Here is a 15,840-nt window from a genome sequence, read left to right as displayed (position 1 = left end):
CTGAATTATCAATCTGCCTCCAGAAGTTTTGGCAGTGCTGCGACTGCCCCTGCAAGGACATCTTCAGGTCTTACCGCGCATCCAGGGACCTTTGCATCCACAGGTATGACCTTATCCACTGGGCCGCAGATTTCCTCTGAGGGGATGTCCCCATGTATATTCTTGTAGACCCCGCCCATCAGAGCGCATGCCCCTGCAGCTATAACAGCCTTGGGTTCTGGTATTGCATTGTATATCTCCTTAAGTGGCCCTTCATTCTGTTTTGTGACCGGGCCGGTTACTATGAGTACATCGGCCTCCCTGGGGTTCCATGTCAGGAAGATCTTGTACTGTTCGGCGTCATATTTCGGTGAGAGAACTGCGTTCACTATCTCTATGTCGCAGCCGTTGCATCCCCCTGTGTATACGAGCATTGCATGTACAGCTCTTGCCCTTGAAAATGATTTGAGACCCATAATCCATCACCTACATCTTCCTTGCAGCCTCTGCAAGGGTATCGGTCCTCTTTATAACGCTTTTATCCGCCAGGAACTGTGATATGAACTTCAGTTTATCCTCACTTATCTTAACGGGCTTCTGAAGTACGGCTCCGGCGTCAAATTCCACCTCCCCCACATCATTGGGGTGGATGGTCCCTGGTTCCCCGAAGAGGGCGTAGAGGGGGCAGAAGTCATGGCAGTAATAGCAGTGAACGCACTTCTCACTGCTGAGAACCGGTATCTGTCTCTTTATGAGGCCCTCTATGATTTCAACAGGTTCATCCAGGTCCTTCATCTCGATGGCCCCTGTTGGGCATGCATTTGAGCATCCAGCGCATCCTATGCATGATACCTCAGCAACCTTTGGTTCCGGTTCCACTGTGCCCTCGAGGATCCTTTTTCTCAGTTCCATGTCAGTTACCCGGTCTGCTGCAAAGAGTATTCTCTTGAGGTTTGTGTAGGAACCCTCCAGCATTATCCTTAATATGTTCTTCACCTGAGCCACCATCCCTTAATCTGATAAACCGAACTCCCTCTCAAAGAGAACCGCCCTTGCAGGGCATATGTTTGAACATGCACCGCAGTGTATGCATTTATCCTCATCCACGATCATTAGTCCGCTTTCATCTCTTGATATTGCATCCTCAGGACATATATCCAGGCAGAGGCCGCATCCAATGCACAGGCGCGGGTCTATGAGTGTGAAGCCGCCTGTTATCCTTCTCTTCTTCATGGTAGTTTTTGGTATGGCATCTGCAGGGCAGTGGATTCCGCATTTCTCACAGAGTATGCATTTATCGGTGTCCACCTCTATGGAGCCCCTCTTAAGGGTTATGGCATCAACAGGGCATATCTCTGAGCACACACCACAGGATATGCAGTCCTCTGAAACCGATCCATCCCATCTCACCGTCCTGAAGTCTCGGGCCCTGCTCACATCACACGCCTTAACGCAGCGGCCACAGGATACGCAGTAGCCCCTCAGTTCCCCTTCAACCATCCTAAGGGTTCCAACGGGACATGCGTCTATGCAGGGGGTTTCATCACAGTCCCTGCAGAGTGATGGGTCGTATCTCAGTTTGCCGTCAACCATTTTGAGGGCTCCCCTCTCACAGGCCCCTGCACATAACCCGCAGTTGAGGCAGGATACTATGGTGCCCTCACGCTCTGTTTCTGGCCTCCTTATCTTCACCTCAAAGTCATCCACGTATATTGCTCTGCTCGGGCATTCCCTGAGGCATTTGAGGCAGAGTGTGCACTTCTCAGGGTCTATCTTAAGGTCCTCTATCGCCCCCACGGGACAGACATCCTCGCAGACACGGCACTCTGTGCATACTCCCTCATCTGTATCAACGATTATCGCGCCTGTTGGACAGTAGTACTGGCATCTCCTGCAGAGGGTGCATTTATCAGGATCAGTGATCACATTTATCCTGGTGGCCTCATGGCTCTGTGGTGTTCTCCTCACCGGTGGTTTCACCGCCAGGTTTAGTGATTCCAGGAAACGGAGCTGTCTGTCCTCTATGAGGTCAAATGCATCCACCCTGGCACCCAGCGGGCATTTATCGACGCAGAGCCCGCACCTTGCACATATGCCCTTAACGACACCATCCTCTATCCTTATGCTGTTTACAGGGCATGTCATCTCACAGACACCACAGGCGTTGCACTTTGCCCTGTCAACCACGTATCCCCCATACCTGTTCCTGCGTATTGCCTTGTTTGGACAGGCCTCCATGCATGCACCGCAGGTTATGCAGCTGAAGGCCCTCCCATCAATCATCCTTATTGCTTCAGTCGGGCATGCCCTGATGCATTCTCCAAGTCCCTCACATTTTCCTGTTGATATGAACATGATACTAACCCCATGATATTATCAGCGCCCAAGTAAGAGTTTGCCCACCACCATACCTGCTGCTGCAGCCGCAAACCCTGTGGCGATGGGGATATCGGTGTAGTACGGGAATGGACCGATGTTCCATGCCACCAGGATGAGGACCAGTAGCAGCACGATGTAGGTGGATGCGGGAAACTCATCATCCCTTATTCTGCTTCCAAGTATGAATCCAAGTAGAAACCCGAAGATTATTGGACCTGCAAACATTCCTGATTCCCCACTATTCTGTGACCTCTTCACCCCTGAACTCCATGAAGGTTATTACGATTGCACTGAGCCCCACAAGGACCTTGAGACCCACAACTATGTTTAGGTAGGGTATTATACCTGCATGCGTCGGGTCAGGGTAGTTGAAGAAGCCGCTGACACTCTGTGATATGCCATAAAGGTCAACTCCCAGGTTGTAAAGGAAGAAACCCGAGAATAACAGGCCGAAGAGTCCCAGTGCGACGTATCCAAGTGCCCCTATGCTTTCCATTGCAGACATGAATTCATGTGAAAACTGGAAGGGGCTCTTTTCGATTCCGTATACGACTGCACAGAATATGAACCCTGCTGCAACCATCGCGCCCCCCTGAAAGCCTCCTCCAGGTGTGATGTGGCCCCCGAGCACCGTCAGGATCCCCAGGCACATTATGAATATTGCTGCAGGGAATGCGAATATCTTAAGTATTGTACTCATCTCTCTTTCCCTCCATCATCTCTCCCTATCTGGACCTTACCCCTTCCAAATACCAGAAGGGTTACAAGCACAGCCGTGACAAGTATAAGGGCCTCTCCAAGTGTATCGTAGGCCCTCCAGTCAAACACGACAACCGTCACCATGTTTGGGGCTATCTTTGTTCCGAGGTAATTGTAGATGATGCTTATCCCCGGGTTTATCACCTTGCTAAGGTCAATGATGGCATCGAAGAGTGTTACCCCGAAGAGGCCAAGGGCCACCGTTGCCATGAGCCCCCTGATGGATTCAGACACCTGAACCACCCCAATAGAATATTGAAACCAGTATTCCGAGTGTCATGAGCGCATAAAATATCATCCTGCTGAACTCGTCCCCCTGTTCCCTTCTGAGTCTCACAGAGAGTGGGAACGACGTCAGGAGGAAGACCGCGAGGAGGAGAACCGTGAACACCATGAGGATGAAATTTATCTTCCTCAGCATCACCGCAGCTATCAGGACAGCTGCAGTTACGGTTATCTCTGCTGTGAGTGCTGCTGAGGCCGAAATGTTGCTTACTCCCTTCTCACCATCTTTTTCTGTTAATTCCCTTATCCTGTCTATTACCGTATCATAGAAGCTCATCTCATCCCCTCTCATATTATAAGACCCTGTATCAGTGATGTGAACTGGGATGTTGCAATCCAGGGCGCCAGTCCCAGTGCCGTGCATATGAGAATCAGCACCACAAGTGAGAATACCGTTGACCTGGGGACCGATTCTGATTCCAGTTCCATTCCCTCAGGTTCGGGTCTGAGGTAAACCGAATAGAATGCCCTGAGGAAGGTCATGAAGGTGACTATGCTGAGGAGTATCATCACAACACCCAGCTCAGGGAATCCTGCCTGGATGGATGCCTGTATGAGCATCAGTTTGCTCTGGAATACATTGAATGGTGGTACACCCGCCATTATGAATCCTGAAAGCATCACGAGACCTGCAAGACCTGGTTTATATGCTATGAGGCCCCCTATCCTTTCAGGGTCGGATTTCCCGGTCATGTAGAAGATTGTCCCGAAGCCCAGGAATATGCATGCTGTTATGAGGGCCTCGTTGACAGCCTGAAAGAGACCCGCCGATATGCTGGCTGCGGTTCCAAGGCCAAGGCCTATTCCAATGTACCCGAGTTCACCCACCGCAAGGAAACCTATCATCCTCCTTAGATCCGTCTGCATGAGGGCCATGCTTATACCCAGAACCATCCCTGCCAGTGAGAAGAACACCATGGCCCACCTCACAAGCGGCATATGGTAGAACATCCTCAGTATGACCAGTGCGAGGGCTGTGAAGGTGAAGACAGAGAAGGCCTGAAGAAGTGCCGCCCCATGGGGGAGGGCCCTGCTGTAGACCGCTGATTTGATGGTGTGGAATGGTGGGAGCCCTGTTCCATAGAGCCACCCGAAGAGTATGAGTGATGATGCAAGCAGGAACAGGGGGCTGCCAGGGTTAACAAGGCCATTTCTCATTGAAAACACTATATCTGATATGTTAACGTTACCTGTCAGTGCAAGGAGTATGGCCACCCCCAGGAGGAGCATTGGGGCTGCCACTCCACCTATCATCATGTATTTGAGTGCGGTTTCATAGCTGCGCTCCACCCCCGAGCAGAGTATCACACCAACCTGTGCAAGCGCCGCTATCTCAAAGAAGACATAGAGGTTGAATATGTCATCTGTGAGGACTATGGCTGTAACAGCTGCTGTCCCCATAAACATGAGAAATGCGTAGACGCCTGAAGGTTTCCTGACCTCATTGAGGGATGTTAAAACTGCCAGGAACGCCACGATTGATAGTATGAGCAGGAATATCCTCTGGGCACTTCCAAAGAGGTATGTTATCCCAGGGTGAAACGAGTAGAGGTACGATGACTTTACGGACTCGGGCAGCCCCGATGCGATGGCGGGATTCTCTGATAGGGGGGCGTAGCCCCCAAAGTAATGTGCACCGTACCCTGCAAGGAGGGGTATGACTGGAAGCACGATTGCCACTGCAACAGCCAGTGCCTTCACGGTTCTGTCCCTTCCATGAAGGAGGTTAAGTAGAAGTGCGCACAGAATCGGTAAAACCACCATGACCGGTATAAGTGGATTCATAATTTCTCACCTGTTAAACTCCTGATTTTTCACTCTTCCAGCACCTTGGACGCGCTTATGGTGCCGTGTTTATGGTAAAGGATTATTATTATGCCGAGCATCACAGCAAGGGTGCTGGCCCCTATAACTATGCTTGTGAGTACAAGTGCAAATGGCAGCGGGTAGGATGCGTTCTGTGCAAACCATGTCCCTGACATTCCTGGGAGGTAAATGTAGACCACACCTCCAGGCCTGTAGCCCAGTGTCACAAGGAAGAGGTTAACGCCGTCGGCTATGAATGAAAGGGCTATAACCTTCTTTATGAGGTTGTCTATGAATATCACGGCCACAGCGCCTATGACCATGAGACTTCCTGCGGTCAGTAGGGATGCCAGCTGTAGAGAGATCATCATTCTTCCTCCATTCTCATTGTCCTGTAAGCAGCAAGTGCAAAGAAGACAGGTATAATTGCGGATCCAACTATCGCCTGTGTCAGTGCCACATCAGGTGCCAGTAGCAGCTGGTAAATGGCGGCTATCGCAGCCCCGGGGACCCCTGTGAGTATTGCTGCCTTCAGGAGGTCCCTCTGGACCAGTGCAAGCACCGCTCCAAGTATTGCTATGATCATTATCACGTATTCGATCATCTAATCCCCCTCCCCATGGTAGTGGGCGTTTGCTATTGCATGTGAGACGAATGGTGCCAGTATGAAGTATGTTGCGGCCAGGAGTGGTTCTCCAAGGGCGAGGAGTGCCAGTATGCATGCAACATCGGCAATACCGAGGACGTGGATCCTTGCATACAGGACCCTCTCTATATCGTCCCTGAATCTGAGTATACCTATGGCTGCCAGTATCACGAGTATGGATGAAATGATCAGGATAGCGGACCTTAAAATCATGATGTACACTTCTATCAACCCCTCAGAACCCTCGCAAATGCTATGGTGCCAACTGGCCCCAGAAGAACAAGGGCGTAGGCTATATCACGGCAGAAGCCAACCCCATAGATCCTGTTTATGAGTATGAGTATCGTTGCGATGGCCAGGCTGAGCGCGGATATACCAACAAGGCCCATCCCTATGCTCTTTCTTGTTGCTATCCTCACCGCTGCAATGGAGAATACTGCCAGTGAAGCCATGAGAATATATTCTGATATCATCAGCAGATCCATGAAAAACCCCCTATTCAAGCATCCCCCTTATGTAGGGCTCGAATGGTATTATATCCTCCCTGCTGCGGGGACATATTGCAGCGACCTTCAGGATTCTGTTCTCAGAATCAAGGTCAACCGAAAGTGTTCCTGGTGTGAGGGTTATGCTGTTTGCAAGTATCGTCTGGGACACTGGCCTTGTGAGTTCAGTCTCTATTTCCACTATTACAGGCTCAATGTTTCCATTCAGTGTCCTTACTGCCACGTCAGCTGTTGCCTTAAGTATCTCATATATCAGGACCAGGAAGTAGGCGATACCGTACAGAATCCTTGTGATAAACATTTTATAGCTCCCTTCTCTTTAGTACCAGTTCTAATTAACATGATTATTTATGATAATATAAAGTTTTCTATATAAATCGTAATAAAAATGTGATGCTCGTTGATTACAGCGACAGGAGCACGTAGAGTACCACAAGGACCCAGAAAATCAGTATAAGGACTCCAAAACCCCTTCTGAAGGTTCTCCCTGAGAAGGGCCTCATGAACCTGACCCCTGATGGTGTGAAGGAATCAAGGACATCATGGCTGATGAAGCCGATGAGGAGGGGCCCCATTATTGTGTAGAGATCCATTTTAGGGAAATCGGTGAGGAAAACCCCTAGGAGAGTCAGAAGTACGAATGGTAAGATCATCACCCTGTTAAGGAACATGAAACCCAGAACCGTGAGTATCACCATGATTGATGCCTTCCCATCAAGGCCCAGTGACCTGAGAAGGAAGAACATTGATAGAACAAATACCGTCAGGCAGGCAGAGATTATGAGGGCCCCCAGAATTGAATGTGTGAATCCCCTGTGCCTTGAAAGGTAGAATATGAGGGCAAGATCCATGAGGGCAATCCCCGCAAGGTAGGGGAGACCCAGGATATAAAATACAAGGAATATCACAAGTCCAAAAAGAAACACAGTTGAAACGTTCTCTGATTTAACCTCATGGTCCATATCTGGAATCATGGCCCCCAGAAGCGCCAGTGCAACCGGAAAAACCGCCTGGAAAATCGGGGACGCCATTATGATTGAAAATGCGGCATGTTTCTTATATGAGGACACTGACCCACCCCGCTCTACTGAAGGAACACATCCAAACACCTCATCATGATAGAATACCCATGTACTTCAGGAAAAGCCTCATCTGCAGGAGCGACCTCCTGTCACTGCCATCCCTGACAACTCCATTCTCAGATAAAACCTCACAGGTTACAGATGGGATGCCTGCAAGATTGCATTCATCCTCAAGGGCCCCCCTGTAATGGGAAGACGCCCTCTCATAGCATAGAAGTTTTGATGAAGTCCTTGAAGTTATGTAACGGGCTATCTCCAGGCTCTCGTGTTCAGGTTCCTCTGAACAGAAAACACCCTCAACACCGGGTTTACTCCCAGGTGCAGTTGAGTGGAAATCTGCAAGGGCATCCACTCCCATCTCACATGCCCTCCTGAATATGGAATTTGTTACAGACCCATCAATGCTGGCTGAGCGGTTCAGATCATGGCCCCTGAACCACCTGCTGTTCTTCATCGTTGCCCATGGGGCGGCAAATGGTATCACATGAACGGTACCCCTGATATCCATGGATAAGAGCTGTTCTGAAAGCCTTACAGCCGCTACCTGGGGGGGTATCTCATTGCCATGGACCCCCGCCACTATCATCACCACTGGCCTCCCCGCTCCAAGGGTGAGCATCACTGTACCCTGACGTGAGTACCCTGCCAGTTCAAGGGAAAGTTCTGAGCTTAAATGTGGCCGTAGGGCATCATTGAGGGTAACATCACCCCCCGAGCCCTCATGTACAGTTGAAATTTTAATCGAGTCCTCCCTCACAAACATCAAGGTCACCACGCACAGAACCATAAACCTAAGAGAGTATCAGAGGTTCCCGGTGCAGGTCTCTCAGTTCACCGGAAGTGGGGATAGCACCTTGACCCCATCCATATATGGGTCTCCAGCTGCACCGGGGACAGACTTAATAACACCTAGCCATTATATCTATAATGCTGGTAATAAAAACATGGGTATTTGATTCTTATAAGGTGATTGTTATGGATAAGGTGGTTCTTGCTTTCAGTGGAGGTCTTGACACATCTGTATGTATCAAGCTCCTTGAGGAAAAATACGGTATGGAAGTCATAACGGCCTGCGTGGATGTTGGTCAGCCGCGGGAGGAGGTTGAAAGACCGGCGAGGGTTGCAGAGGAACTCGGGAACTATAAACACCACACAGTGGATGCAAGGGAAGAGTTTGCAGAGAACTACATATTCCCCGCCATAAAGGCAAATGCAGTATACGAGGGCTACCCCCTCAGCACGGCCCTTGCAAGACCCCTCATAGCAGAAAAGATAGTTGAGGTGGCCGAATCCGAGGGCGCGTCTGCAATAGCCCATGGGTGCACAGGTAAGGGGAACGACCAGTTCCGTTTTGAGGCTGTTATAAGGTCAAGGACGGACCTTGAGGTCATCGCACCCATAAGGGACCTGAACCTCACAAGGACAGAGGAGATGGAATACGCCAGATCCTGCGGCATACCACTCCCATCCAATAAGCTCTACAGTATAGACGAAAACCTCTGGGGGCGCGCAATAGAGGGCGACATCCTGGAGGACCCCATGGTGGAGCCACCTGAGGACGCATTCCAGTGGACAAGGCCCATCGATAAAACCCCTGAAGAACCAGAGGTGGTCGAGATTGAATTCAGGAAGGGTGTCCCCGTTGCACTGAATGGTGATGAGATGAAACCCCTTGAACTCATAGGCCTTGCAAATGAAATCGCCGGTAAACACGGGATTGGAAGGGTTGACATCATGGAGGACCGTATCATAGGTATGAAGAGCCGGGAGGTCTATGAAACACCCGCAGCCTTCCTCCTCCTGGAGGCCCACCGGGCCCTTGAGCAGCTGACACTTACAAGGAGTGAGATCCGATTTGCAGATATAATCAGTGGCACCTACGCTGAACTCGTCTACAGTGGACTCTGGCATGACCCCCTCCGTGAGGACCTTGACATGGCAATAAACCACATGCAGAGGCGCGTAACCGGAATGGTAAGGGTCAAACTACACCGGGGCAGTATGCGAGTCATAGGCAGAAAGTCACCCTACAGCCTCTACAGTGAGGAGATAGTATCCTTTGAGGACAAGACCCTCGACCAGAGGGAGATGGCAGGAATGGTCAAGAACTACGCCCTCCAGGCCGGGATATACAACCGGGTGTGCAGGAAGGAGAACTGATGGAAGGGTTCTCATTCCTTGTTCTCATTGTGGTTGCCACATTCATAATTGCAGGGGGTCTTGCGTCCCTCAGAATACTTTTTGGTGTTGGAAGGAAGATACTGGCACTTGCAGGAAACATAGTGCTTGGTATTTTTCTTCTTTTTGGTATCAATATACTGCCATTCGTAAACATCCCCATCAACCTTCTCACAGTCCTTGTGGCTGGTTTTGGTGGGGTGACAGGAGTCGGGATACTCCTCATTGGAAACATCCTTGGGCTGGTCTGAGGATGCCCCCTTTGATTCAATTATTATCTTTGGTGGCGCAGTGTAAAGGAGGCCCCTTTAAGCCCCCGTAAGCTATTAATTCAACTCTCACTTTTTGATGGCTCAGAAACCATAGGTCCGCATATCCATTGCCCCTGGAATAAAATCATGGAGATCTGATGCTAAAAATCCTGTTCCAAATTTCTCCATTGCAAGTTCCCCTGCCTTGCCATTTATGAATGCTGCAAGTGAGGCGGAATCAAATGCTGAAAGCCCCATTGCACGCAGACCTGCAGTTAAACCAGCAAGGCAATCCCCTGTGCCGCCCACAGTCATCCCCGGGCAGCCCGTCCTGTTGAGGCGGAATCTGTCACCCTGGAATATCATGTCCACAGGGCCCTTCAGAAGTACCGTTCCCCTTATCCTTGAGGAAACAGAGCTGAAGGCAGCCACCTGTTCACTGAAATCAGCGTATATCTCGGATCTGAGTTTAAAGAACTCCCTGAATTCACCCATATGTGGAGTTACAGTTAGATCCCTGTAGTCATTGACATGGGAGTAATCAATCAGCCTGAGTGCATCGGCATCGAGTACCAGGGGTTTCCCCATCTCCTGGAGTGCTCCAATAAGTTCTCTGAAAGTTTCTGATGTTGATTGGTGTCTGCCAGCCCCACAGCCCACAAGAACAGAATCGGCATTTTCTGCAAGTTCCAGGAGCTCCCCCAGGGACCCTGGCCCTATATATTTACCCTCAAGTTTCCTGACTATTAGATCAGGTGCGATGGATTTGATGGCGCTGGCTGCGCTGCCCGGTGCTGCAACGGTTACAACGTCTGCACCTCCCCTTAGGGCTGAGATGGCTGCGAGTGCAGGGGCCCCTGAGTAGTGATGGCTTCCACCGATAACCAGAACCCTCCCGTTTTCCCCCTTATGACTCTCAGGGCTCCTTGAGGGTATCCTTAGGAGATCCCCCGGACCCACAAACACCTCGGCTGCCCTTGGTATCCCTATGTCCCTCACCACGATTTCTCCTGTGATGGCAGGATCCGCCTTTTCAAGTCCATCCTTCATCCTGTGAAAAGTCACTGTGAGATCTGCAGATACAGCAACATCATCCACGGTCCCTGTCTCTGGGCTGAGTCCACTCGGTATATCCACAGAAACCTTAAATGCGTCTGAACGGTTTATGAGTTCAATGGCTGACCTTGATGGTTCCCTCATAACCCCCCGGACACCCGTGCCAAGTACTGCATCAACAACCACATCTGCATCCACAGGGAAGAGCTCAGATGAATCACTGACTGCCCTTACACCGAGTATGCCCGGCTCCGGCTGCATGGCCATGAGAACATCCCAGTTACGCCGTGCCTCCCTGGACCCTATCCTTGAGGGGTGCGCGAGTAGGAGAACCTCAACCTCGAATCCCATGTTAAGGAGATGCCGTGCGGCAACAAACCCATCACCACCATTTCCCCCTGATCCACAAAATAATACGACCCTTCCTCCATCCGCATAATTCCCTATCTCCTCTGCAACTGCCCTTCCAGCATTCTCCATAAGGGAAAGTCTTGGAATACCAAGGTACTCCGCATTAATATCCGCTGCTCCCATGTCAATCGGCTTCATGACTGTTTCACCATCCTTATAATTTCAGGGTTAATTCCAGAGCCCCCACTCCAGATACTCTGAATTTATATTATTGACTGACAGATATTTAACATATCAAGAGGCGAGGTTTCCCATGCCACCCAAAAGGAATCTGGTGGAGAATATTCCATACGTTCCCCTATCAGTCATATACTATGCCCTCGCGGCTCTGGCGGCTCTCATAATTTATGGTATACTTGGCTCAATGTACATAATGGGTCTTGACCTCTACAATGCCATCTACTTCACGGTGATCACCATCGCCACTGTGGGTTACGGGGACATAACACCCGTCACGGTATCCCAGAAGATATTCTCTGTTACCCTTGCCCTTGGTGGTGTGGGACTCATAGCCTATGTTCTAAGCTTAACCGTTTCGGTGATCACGATGACACTGCAGGAGACCATATCAGGTGCCCGGATACGGAGGTTAATGCAGTCAATGAACAACCACTTCATTCTCTGTGGTTTTGGCCGTGTTGGATCCGCCGTTTTTAAGGAACTCCAGAAAAGGAATCAGAAGACCATAATAATTGAGAAGGACCGGGAAATAGTGGAGAAGGAACTCTGGGAGGACCCCAACGTACTTGCAATACCTGAAAGCGCCACAGATGAGGATACACTCAGGGCTGCCGGCATAAAGAGGGCCCGTGGGGTTATAATAACAACCGGGGATGATGTTGACAACCTCTTCATAACCCTCACCTGCAGGGAGCTGAATCCGGATATATGGATCGTGACAAGGTCCAGTAAGAGGGAAAACATAAAGAGGCTTTACCGTGCAGGGGCCAACCGTGTGATCTCCCCTGAGATCAGCGGGGGTGAGGACATCTACTTTGCAGCCATGGAGCCCACAATGGTGAAGATAACAGTTAAGCATGACGTTGAGGATATTGGAAGGGAGGCAGAGATAATACTCAAGTATGGCTGCACACTGGAGGATATAGAGTATCACCTCCCTGAGTTCAAGGAGCCCCTTGTCAGAAAGATCGGGGTATCCGAAAGGAAGGAACTTGAAAGGTTTTTAAATGCCCTTGAGGGGGACCCCGCCAGGAAGAGCTCCCTTACAAGGATCTATGAGTCGGTGAGCGGAATACACTCCCACTGGATATCCGGGCCAGACCTGGAAAGTATAGATAAGGTCATAAATGAACTCAGAGAGGAGGGCATCCTTCTCGGGGTTAACCTCGATGACAGTGAGATAAAGGAGGTTGCAAGGAAGCACGGGCGGCTTGTTGAGATAATAATTAAGCCTGAGATGACTATTGTTGAAAACCACGGCGTGGATGACATAAGAAGGGAAGCGGAGATCATAATAAAGAATGGCTGCACAATCGAGGACATAGAGTACTACCTTCCAGGTTTCTCAGAGCCCCTCAGAAGAAACATGGGTGTTGACTCAATGGATGATATAGACCGCTTCCTAAAAACTCTCAGAAGTGACTCCCGTAAACTGGAATCCCTTGACAGACTCTACACCCTCTCAGGTGGAGGCATACATACACACAGAATATCAGGACCGGACGCAAAGAGCCTTGATAGGGTGGAGGAGGAACTCAGAAAGGAGGGTTTCCTCATAGGGGTTAATCTGGACCTTGCTGAGATCAAATCCATAATACAGGAATCAGGAAGGGTTGTGGAGATGCTCCTCAAACATGACCTGGGTAACATGGACGACAAGGAGACAATTATAGGGAGGGGTGGCCGAATCCTTGACTCAAAGCACTACCTTCCAGGTGTGAGGCAGGTGGTCACAAGGAACCTCAACATAAGGAACATGGATGACCTCCGGAGGTGCAAGGAGGAACTTGAAAAACCAGACGCCAGGAGATCCCTGAAGGCCCTGTACAGCATATCAAGGAATATACACTCACACACCGTCGCTGCAAGTGACGTTAAGGTTATAAAGAAGATTGAGAGGGACCTTGAAAAGAGGGGTGTGCTCCTTGGTGTTAACCTCTCTGAAGATGAGATCTGGAAAATAGTTGAGAGTGAAATGATGGAGAAGTTCTGCATAGAATAAAAATGTCATTCTGAAGAGAAAAAAATAGAAATTTAGAAGAGTTCGTGGAGTTTTATCTGGTATGCTCCAAGGTTGCCACCGTAGTTCCCTGCACTTATCTTAATTATGCCTGGAACGGTACATGCAGCTTTTATACCCTCCTTCATTGCCTCCCTTACAGCTTCTTCGTTGACACCATCTATAACTATCTCATATACCCCGTTGACGTTCTCAGGTATCTCACTGCCCTCAACCTCATCCTTGAGGGTCACGCACATCTTTTCATTGGTTGAGGCGTTGAGGAACTTGTACTTGTTTGATCCAACCTTTGAACCTGAAGCCACCACACCACCAGGGAATGGGGTTATGGTGCCTTCAACTGCAGCTATCGCATCCACTGCTGCCTGGGCTGCAAGGAGAGCTGATGCCTGACTGTCACCCAGAATGAAGAAGTTTCCACCTGCAACCCCGTCCTTTATTCCAAATTCACTTTCAATGAGGAAGTCCCCTGACATTATCGGGATTGAGTGGATTTTCCTTCCATCAATTTCAAGTTCCTTCTCGTAGCCATCACCGAAGAACTTGAGTTTGAATCCCACATTGAGCTTCTCGTCCTCGTCATCGAGAGCATCGAATACTGCGGTTGTTGGTGCTGTCAGTATACCCATCCCTATCCTTTCAAGTAGTTCATGGTCCAGGTTCTTCTTTGATGGGTTGCAGATCATTATTATGTATCCAGGCCTTCCATCAGGAGTCTCCTCTGGTGGGACGTAGCAGTCTATACCTGCCTCTGCAGGACACCCTATAACAGATGTGCCGTAACCTGTTGCCTCGGTTGCAGCTATTTTTGCAAGTTTTTTGGTTGCTGCGGTTACAAGGACCCTTGAAACCTTGATACCGAAGGCCTCTGCAAATGTATCCTCTATTTCAACACCATTTATCTCCATAATTATCACCTAGTTGATTTAGTGGAAGAAGTGCTAATATATTTTTCTACTTTTGTTTAAGTATTAAGGCCCGTTCCAAAACTTCTCAACACTCCATTGTCACTTTAAATGAATCTGCAAGACCTTTTACAGAATTAAGAGTACTAAAAGGGCACTCTAAATCTGCAAACCTTTTACAGAATTAAAAGTGATTTTTAGTAGGAACCTTACAAATCAGTTGAACTGATCAAAGTAATGAATTGCTGGAATCGTACTCAGGTAGGCTTAATCCAGCTGATGTGCTTCATTCACCATCAGCGGGCTTCAGTACCTTTATTCTGAAACATGTTCCAGGTGAGAGCCTGTAATCAACGTTTGCCTCTATCTGGTTCAGTAAACTCCTTACAAGCTGCAGACCCAGTGAATCTGCATTTTCAAAGTCCACATCCTCAGGGAAGCCGCAACCATTGTCCCTGACCTCAAGCATGTAGTGGTCATCCTTATTCCTGAAAACAGCCCTTATCTTTCCATCCTGTCCCTCGGGGAAGGCGTGTCTGAAGCTGTTGGATAGTAACTCTGAGAGTATCATTCCAAGGGGCACCGCCAGGTCAAGGCCCATTTCAGCATCCTCAAAGTACATCTCAAGTCTCACATTTCCTGGTTCAGGGGAGTATGTACTTAAAATACCTGAAACAATGCTCCTGGCATAGCCTGCAAAGTTTATTGACTCAAAGGAACCCTCATGGATAAACTTCTCATAAGCTTTCCTTATTGACCTTAGACGATTCTGGGTATCCCTGAGGAGTTCATAATCATCCCCGTCCTTTATATACGGGAACTGAAGATTAACTATGCTTGTAATAAGCTGAAGGTTTCTGTCTATCTGCCTGTAGAGGCCATTTATTGTCTTCTTCAGTTCAGCTATCTCTCCCCGAAGCTTGGCCACCTCATGAAGCTTTTCTGAAGCATCCCTTGCAGTTACAAGAATAAAATCCTGGCCTGAAAGTTCAAGGGGCCTGAAACTCAGTTCAAGTGGCACATCCCGACCATCCGCGTCCATGAACTCCATGATGGTGGTGCATGGGCGGGGTTCCTCAGCCAGACGGTCGAGTATTATCCTCAGCCTGGACTTCTGAATGAGGGGAATCGACCTCAATGTTGGAAGGTACCTTCCCCTAAGACTATCAGGATCGTAACCCAGCTTATCAGCGAAGGAATTGCTCAGGTCAAGTATGAAACCATTTATGTCCTGTAATATCCAGGGCTCAGAAGATTCCAGAAGGAGGTTTAGGTAATCCAGTGATGAGCGTATCTCCTCCACAAGGTTCTCATACATTTTTTCGTCATGTAACTTATCGGTTAAGAAAACCCTTTCAAGCATGATTATCCCCCTAACCTGCTACAGATGTCAATCT

General features: G+C 49.2%; 21 protein-coding genes. 3 read left to right on the top strand and 18 right to left on the bottom strand.

Annotated features, from left to right (window positions below):
- Nucleotides 1-8 precede the first annotated feature (8 nt).
- From QFX39_RS04355 to QFX39_RS04285, 15 genes are all read right to left on the bottom strand, one after another.
- Nucleotides 9-455: an NADH-quinone oxidoreductase subunit B family protein gene (locus QFX39_RS04355; protein WP_013296416.1), complete on the bottom strand. Its 447-nt coding sequence runs from the start codon at nucleotides 453-455 to the stop codon at nucleotides 9-11.
- Between the two features lie 10 nt (nucleotides 456-465).
- Nucleotides 466-975 carry a 4Fe-4S dicluster domain-containing protein gene (locus QFX39_RS04350; protein WP_300477765.1) on the bottom strand — a complete coding sequence of 170 codons (510 nt, stop codon included), beginning with the start codon at nucleotides 973-975 and terminating at the stop codon, nucleotides 466-468.
- Nucleotides 976-990: 15 nt separating this feature from the next.
- Nucleotides 991-2,334 carry a 4Fe-4S binding protein gene (locus QFX39_RS04345; protein WP_300477763.1) on the bottom strand — a complete coding sequence of 448 codons (1,344 nt, stop codon included), beginning with the start codon at nucleotides 2,332-2,334 and terminating at the stop codon, nucleotides 991-993.
- A gap of 21 nt (nucleotides 2,335-2,355) precedes the next feature.
- Nucleotides 2,356-2,583: an energy-converting hydrogenase B subunit J gene (locus tag QFX39_RS04340; RefSeq protein WP_300477761.1), complete on the bottom strand. Its 228-nt coding sequence runs from the start codon at nucleotides 2,581-2,583 to the stop codon at nucleotides 2,356-2,358.
- A gap of 13 nt (nucleotides 2,584-2,596) precedes the next feature.
- Complete coding sequence (locus QFX39_RS04335) at nucleotides 2,597-3,058, bottom strand: MnhB domain-containing protein (protein WP_300477759.1); 462 nt, start codon at nucleotides 3,056-3,058, stop codon at nucleotides 2,597-2,599.
- Nucleotides 3,055-3,351 carry an energy-converting hydrogenase B, subunit H gene (locus QFX39_RS04330; protein ID WP_013296421.1) on the bottom strand — a complete coding sequence of 99 codons (297 nt, stop codon included), beginning with the start codon at nucleotides 3,349-3,351 and terminating at the stop codon, nucleotides 3,055-3,057. Before QFX39_RS04330 ends, QFX39_RS04335 begins: the two co-directional genes overlap by 4 nt.
- Nucleotides 3,344-3,679 (bottom strand): hypothetical protein, encoded by a 336-nt coding sequence (locus tag QFX39_RS04325; RefSeq protein WP_013296422.1) that lies wholly within the window; start codon nucleotides 3,677-3,679, stop codon nucleotides 3,344-3,346. Before QFX39_RS04325 ends, QFX39_RS04330 begins: the two co-directional genes overlap by 8 nt.
- Nucleotides 3,680-3,690: 11 nt before the next feature.
- Nucleotides 3,691-5,187 (bottom strand): energy conserving hydrogenase EhbF, encoded by a 1,497-nt coding sequence (ehbF, locus tag QFX39_RS04320; protein WP_300477758.1) that lies wholly within the window; start codon nucleotides 5,185-5,187, stop codon nucleotides 3,691-3,693.
- A gap of 29 nt (nucleotides 5,188-5,216) precedes the next feature.
- The gene (locus QFX39_RS04315) at nucleotides 5,217-5,576 is read right to left on the bottom strand and encodes a cation:proton antiporter subunit C (RefSeq protein ID WP_300477972.1); all 360 of its coding nucleotides are present in this window, start codon (nucleotides 5,574-5,576) and stop codon (nucleotides 5,217-5,219) included.
- Nucleotides 5,576-5,812 carry a DUF4040 domain-containing protein gene (locus tag QFX39_RS04310; protein ID WP_300477757.1) on the bottom strand — a complete coding sequence of 79 codons (237 nt, stop codon included), beginning with the start codon at nucleotides 5,810-5,812 and terminating at the stop codon, nucleotides 5,576-5,578. Before QFX39_RS04310 ends, QFX39_RS04315 begins: the two co-directional genes overlap by 1 nt.
- Nucleotides 5,813-6,067: a DUF2109 family protein gene (locus tag QFX39_RS04305; protein ID WP_160323501.1), complete on the bottom strand. Its 255-nt coding sequence runs from the start codon at nucleotides 6,065-6,067 to the stop codon at nucleotides 5,813-5,815. It abuts the gene before it with no gap.
- A gap of 14 nt (nucleotides 6,068-6,081) precedes the next feature.
- A complete protein-coding gene (locus QFX39_RS04300) occupies nucleotides 6,082-6,339 on the bottom strand; it encodes a monovalent cation/H+ antiporter complex subunit F (RefSeq protein ID WP_300477756.1) in 258 nt (85 codons plus the stop codon).
- 10 nt (nucleotides 6,340-6,349) lie between these two features.
- Entirely contained in the window at nucleotides 6,350-6,661 is a 312-nt protein-coding gene (locus QFX39_RS04295) for a monovalent cation/H+ antiporter subunit E (RefSeq protein WP_160322906.1), read from the bottom strand.
- A gap of 103 nt (nucleotides 6,662-6,764) precedes the next feature.
- Entirely contained in the window at nucleotides 6,765-7,430 is a 666-nt protein-coding gene (locus tag QFX39_RS04290; RefSeq protein ID WP_300477754.1) for a metal-dependent hydrolase, read from the bottom strand.
- Between the two features lie 43 nt (nucleotides 7,431-7,473).
- Nucleotides 7,474-8,205, bottom strand: coding sequence for a succinylglutamate desuccinylase/aspartoacylase family protein (locus tag QFX39_RS04285; RefSeq protein WP_300477752.1), 732 nt, complete (start codon nucleotides 8,203-8,205; stop codon nucleotides 7,474-7,476).
- 212 nt (nucleotides 8,206-8,417) lie between these two features.
- Between QFX39_RS04285 and QFX39_RS04280 the strand changes: the two genes are divergently transcribed.
- Both QFX39_RS04280 and QFX39_RS04275 read left to right on the top strand, forming a co-directional pair.
- The gene (locus QFX39_RS04280; RefSeq protein WP_300477751.1) at nucleotides 8,418-9,602 is read left to right on the top strand and encodes an argininosuccinate synthase; all 1,185 of its coding nucleotides are present in this window, start codon (nucleotides 8,418-8,420) and stop codon (nucleotides 9,600-9,602) included.
- Entirely contained in the window at nucleotides 9,602-9,871 is a 270-nt protein-coding gene (locus QFX39_RS04275; protein ID WP_300477749.1) for a pro-sigmaK processing inhibitor BofA family protein, read from the top strand. Before QFX39_RS04280 ends, QFX39_RS04275 begins: the two co-directional genes overlap by 1 nt.
- Nucleotides 9,872-9,973: 102 nt before the next feature.
- Here the strand turns inward: QFX39_RS04275 and QFX39_RS04270 are convergent, their stop codons facing one another.
- Nucleotides 9,974-11,476, bottom strand: a complete 1,503-nt coding sequence (locus QFX39_RS04270; RefSeq protein ID WP_300477747.1) for an NAD(P)H-hydrate dehydratase — start codon at nucleotides 11,474-11,476, stop codon at nucleotides 9,974-9,976.
- 136 nt (nucleotides 11,477-11,612) lie between these two features.
- Between QFX39_RS04270 and QFX39_RS04265 the strand changes: the two genes are divergently transcribed.
- Nucleotides 11,613-13,520 carry a 3H domain-containing protein gene (locus QFX39_RS04265; RefSeq protein ID WP_367185382.1) on the top strand — a complete coding sequence of 636 codons (1,908 nt, stop codon included), beginning with the start codon at nucleotides 11,613-11,615 and terminating at the stop codon, nucleotides 13,518-13,520.
- 32 nt (nucleotides 13,521-13,552) lie between these two features.
- Here the strand turns inward: QFX39_RS04265 and fhcD are convergent, their stop codons facing one another.
- Nucleotides 13,553-14,446, bottom strand: coding sequence for a formylmethanofuran--tetrahydromethanopterin N-formyltransferase (gene fhcD / locus QFX39_RS04260; protein ID WP_300477745.1), 894 nt, complete (start codon nucleotides 14,444-14,446; stop codon nucleotides 13,553-13,555).
- A gap of 283 nt (nucleotides 14,447-14,729) precedes the next feature.
- Nucleotides 14,730-15,806 carry a PAS domain S-box protein gene (locus QFX39_RS04255; protein ID WP_300477744.1) on the bottom strand — a complete coding sequence of 359 codons (1,077 nt, stop codon included), beginning with the start codon at nucleotides 15,804-15,806 and terminating at the stop codon, nucleotides 14,730-14,732.
- Nucleotides 15,807-15,840: the final 34 nt, after the last annotated feature.

Origin of the sequence: Methanothermobacter sp. (assembly GCF_030055425.1) — an archaeon.
Taxonomy (GTDB): Archaea; Methanobacteriota; Methanobacteria; order Methanobacteriales; family Methanothermobacteraceae; genus Methanothermobacter.
Note: the sequence above shows the minus strand (reverse complement) of the source record. Positions and strands in the feature narration are given on the sequence as shown.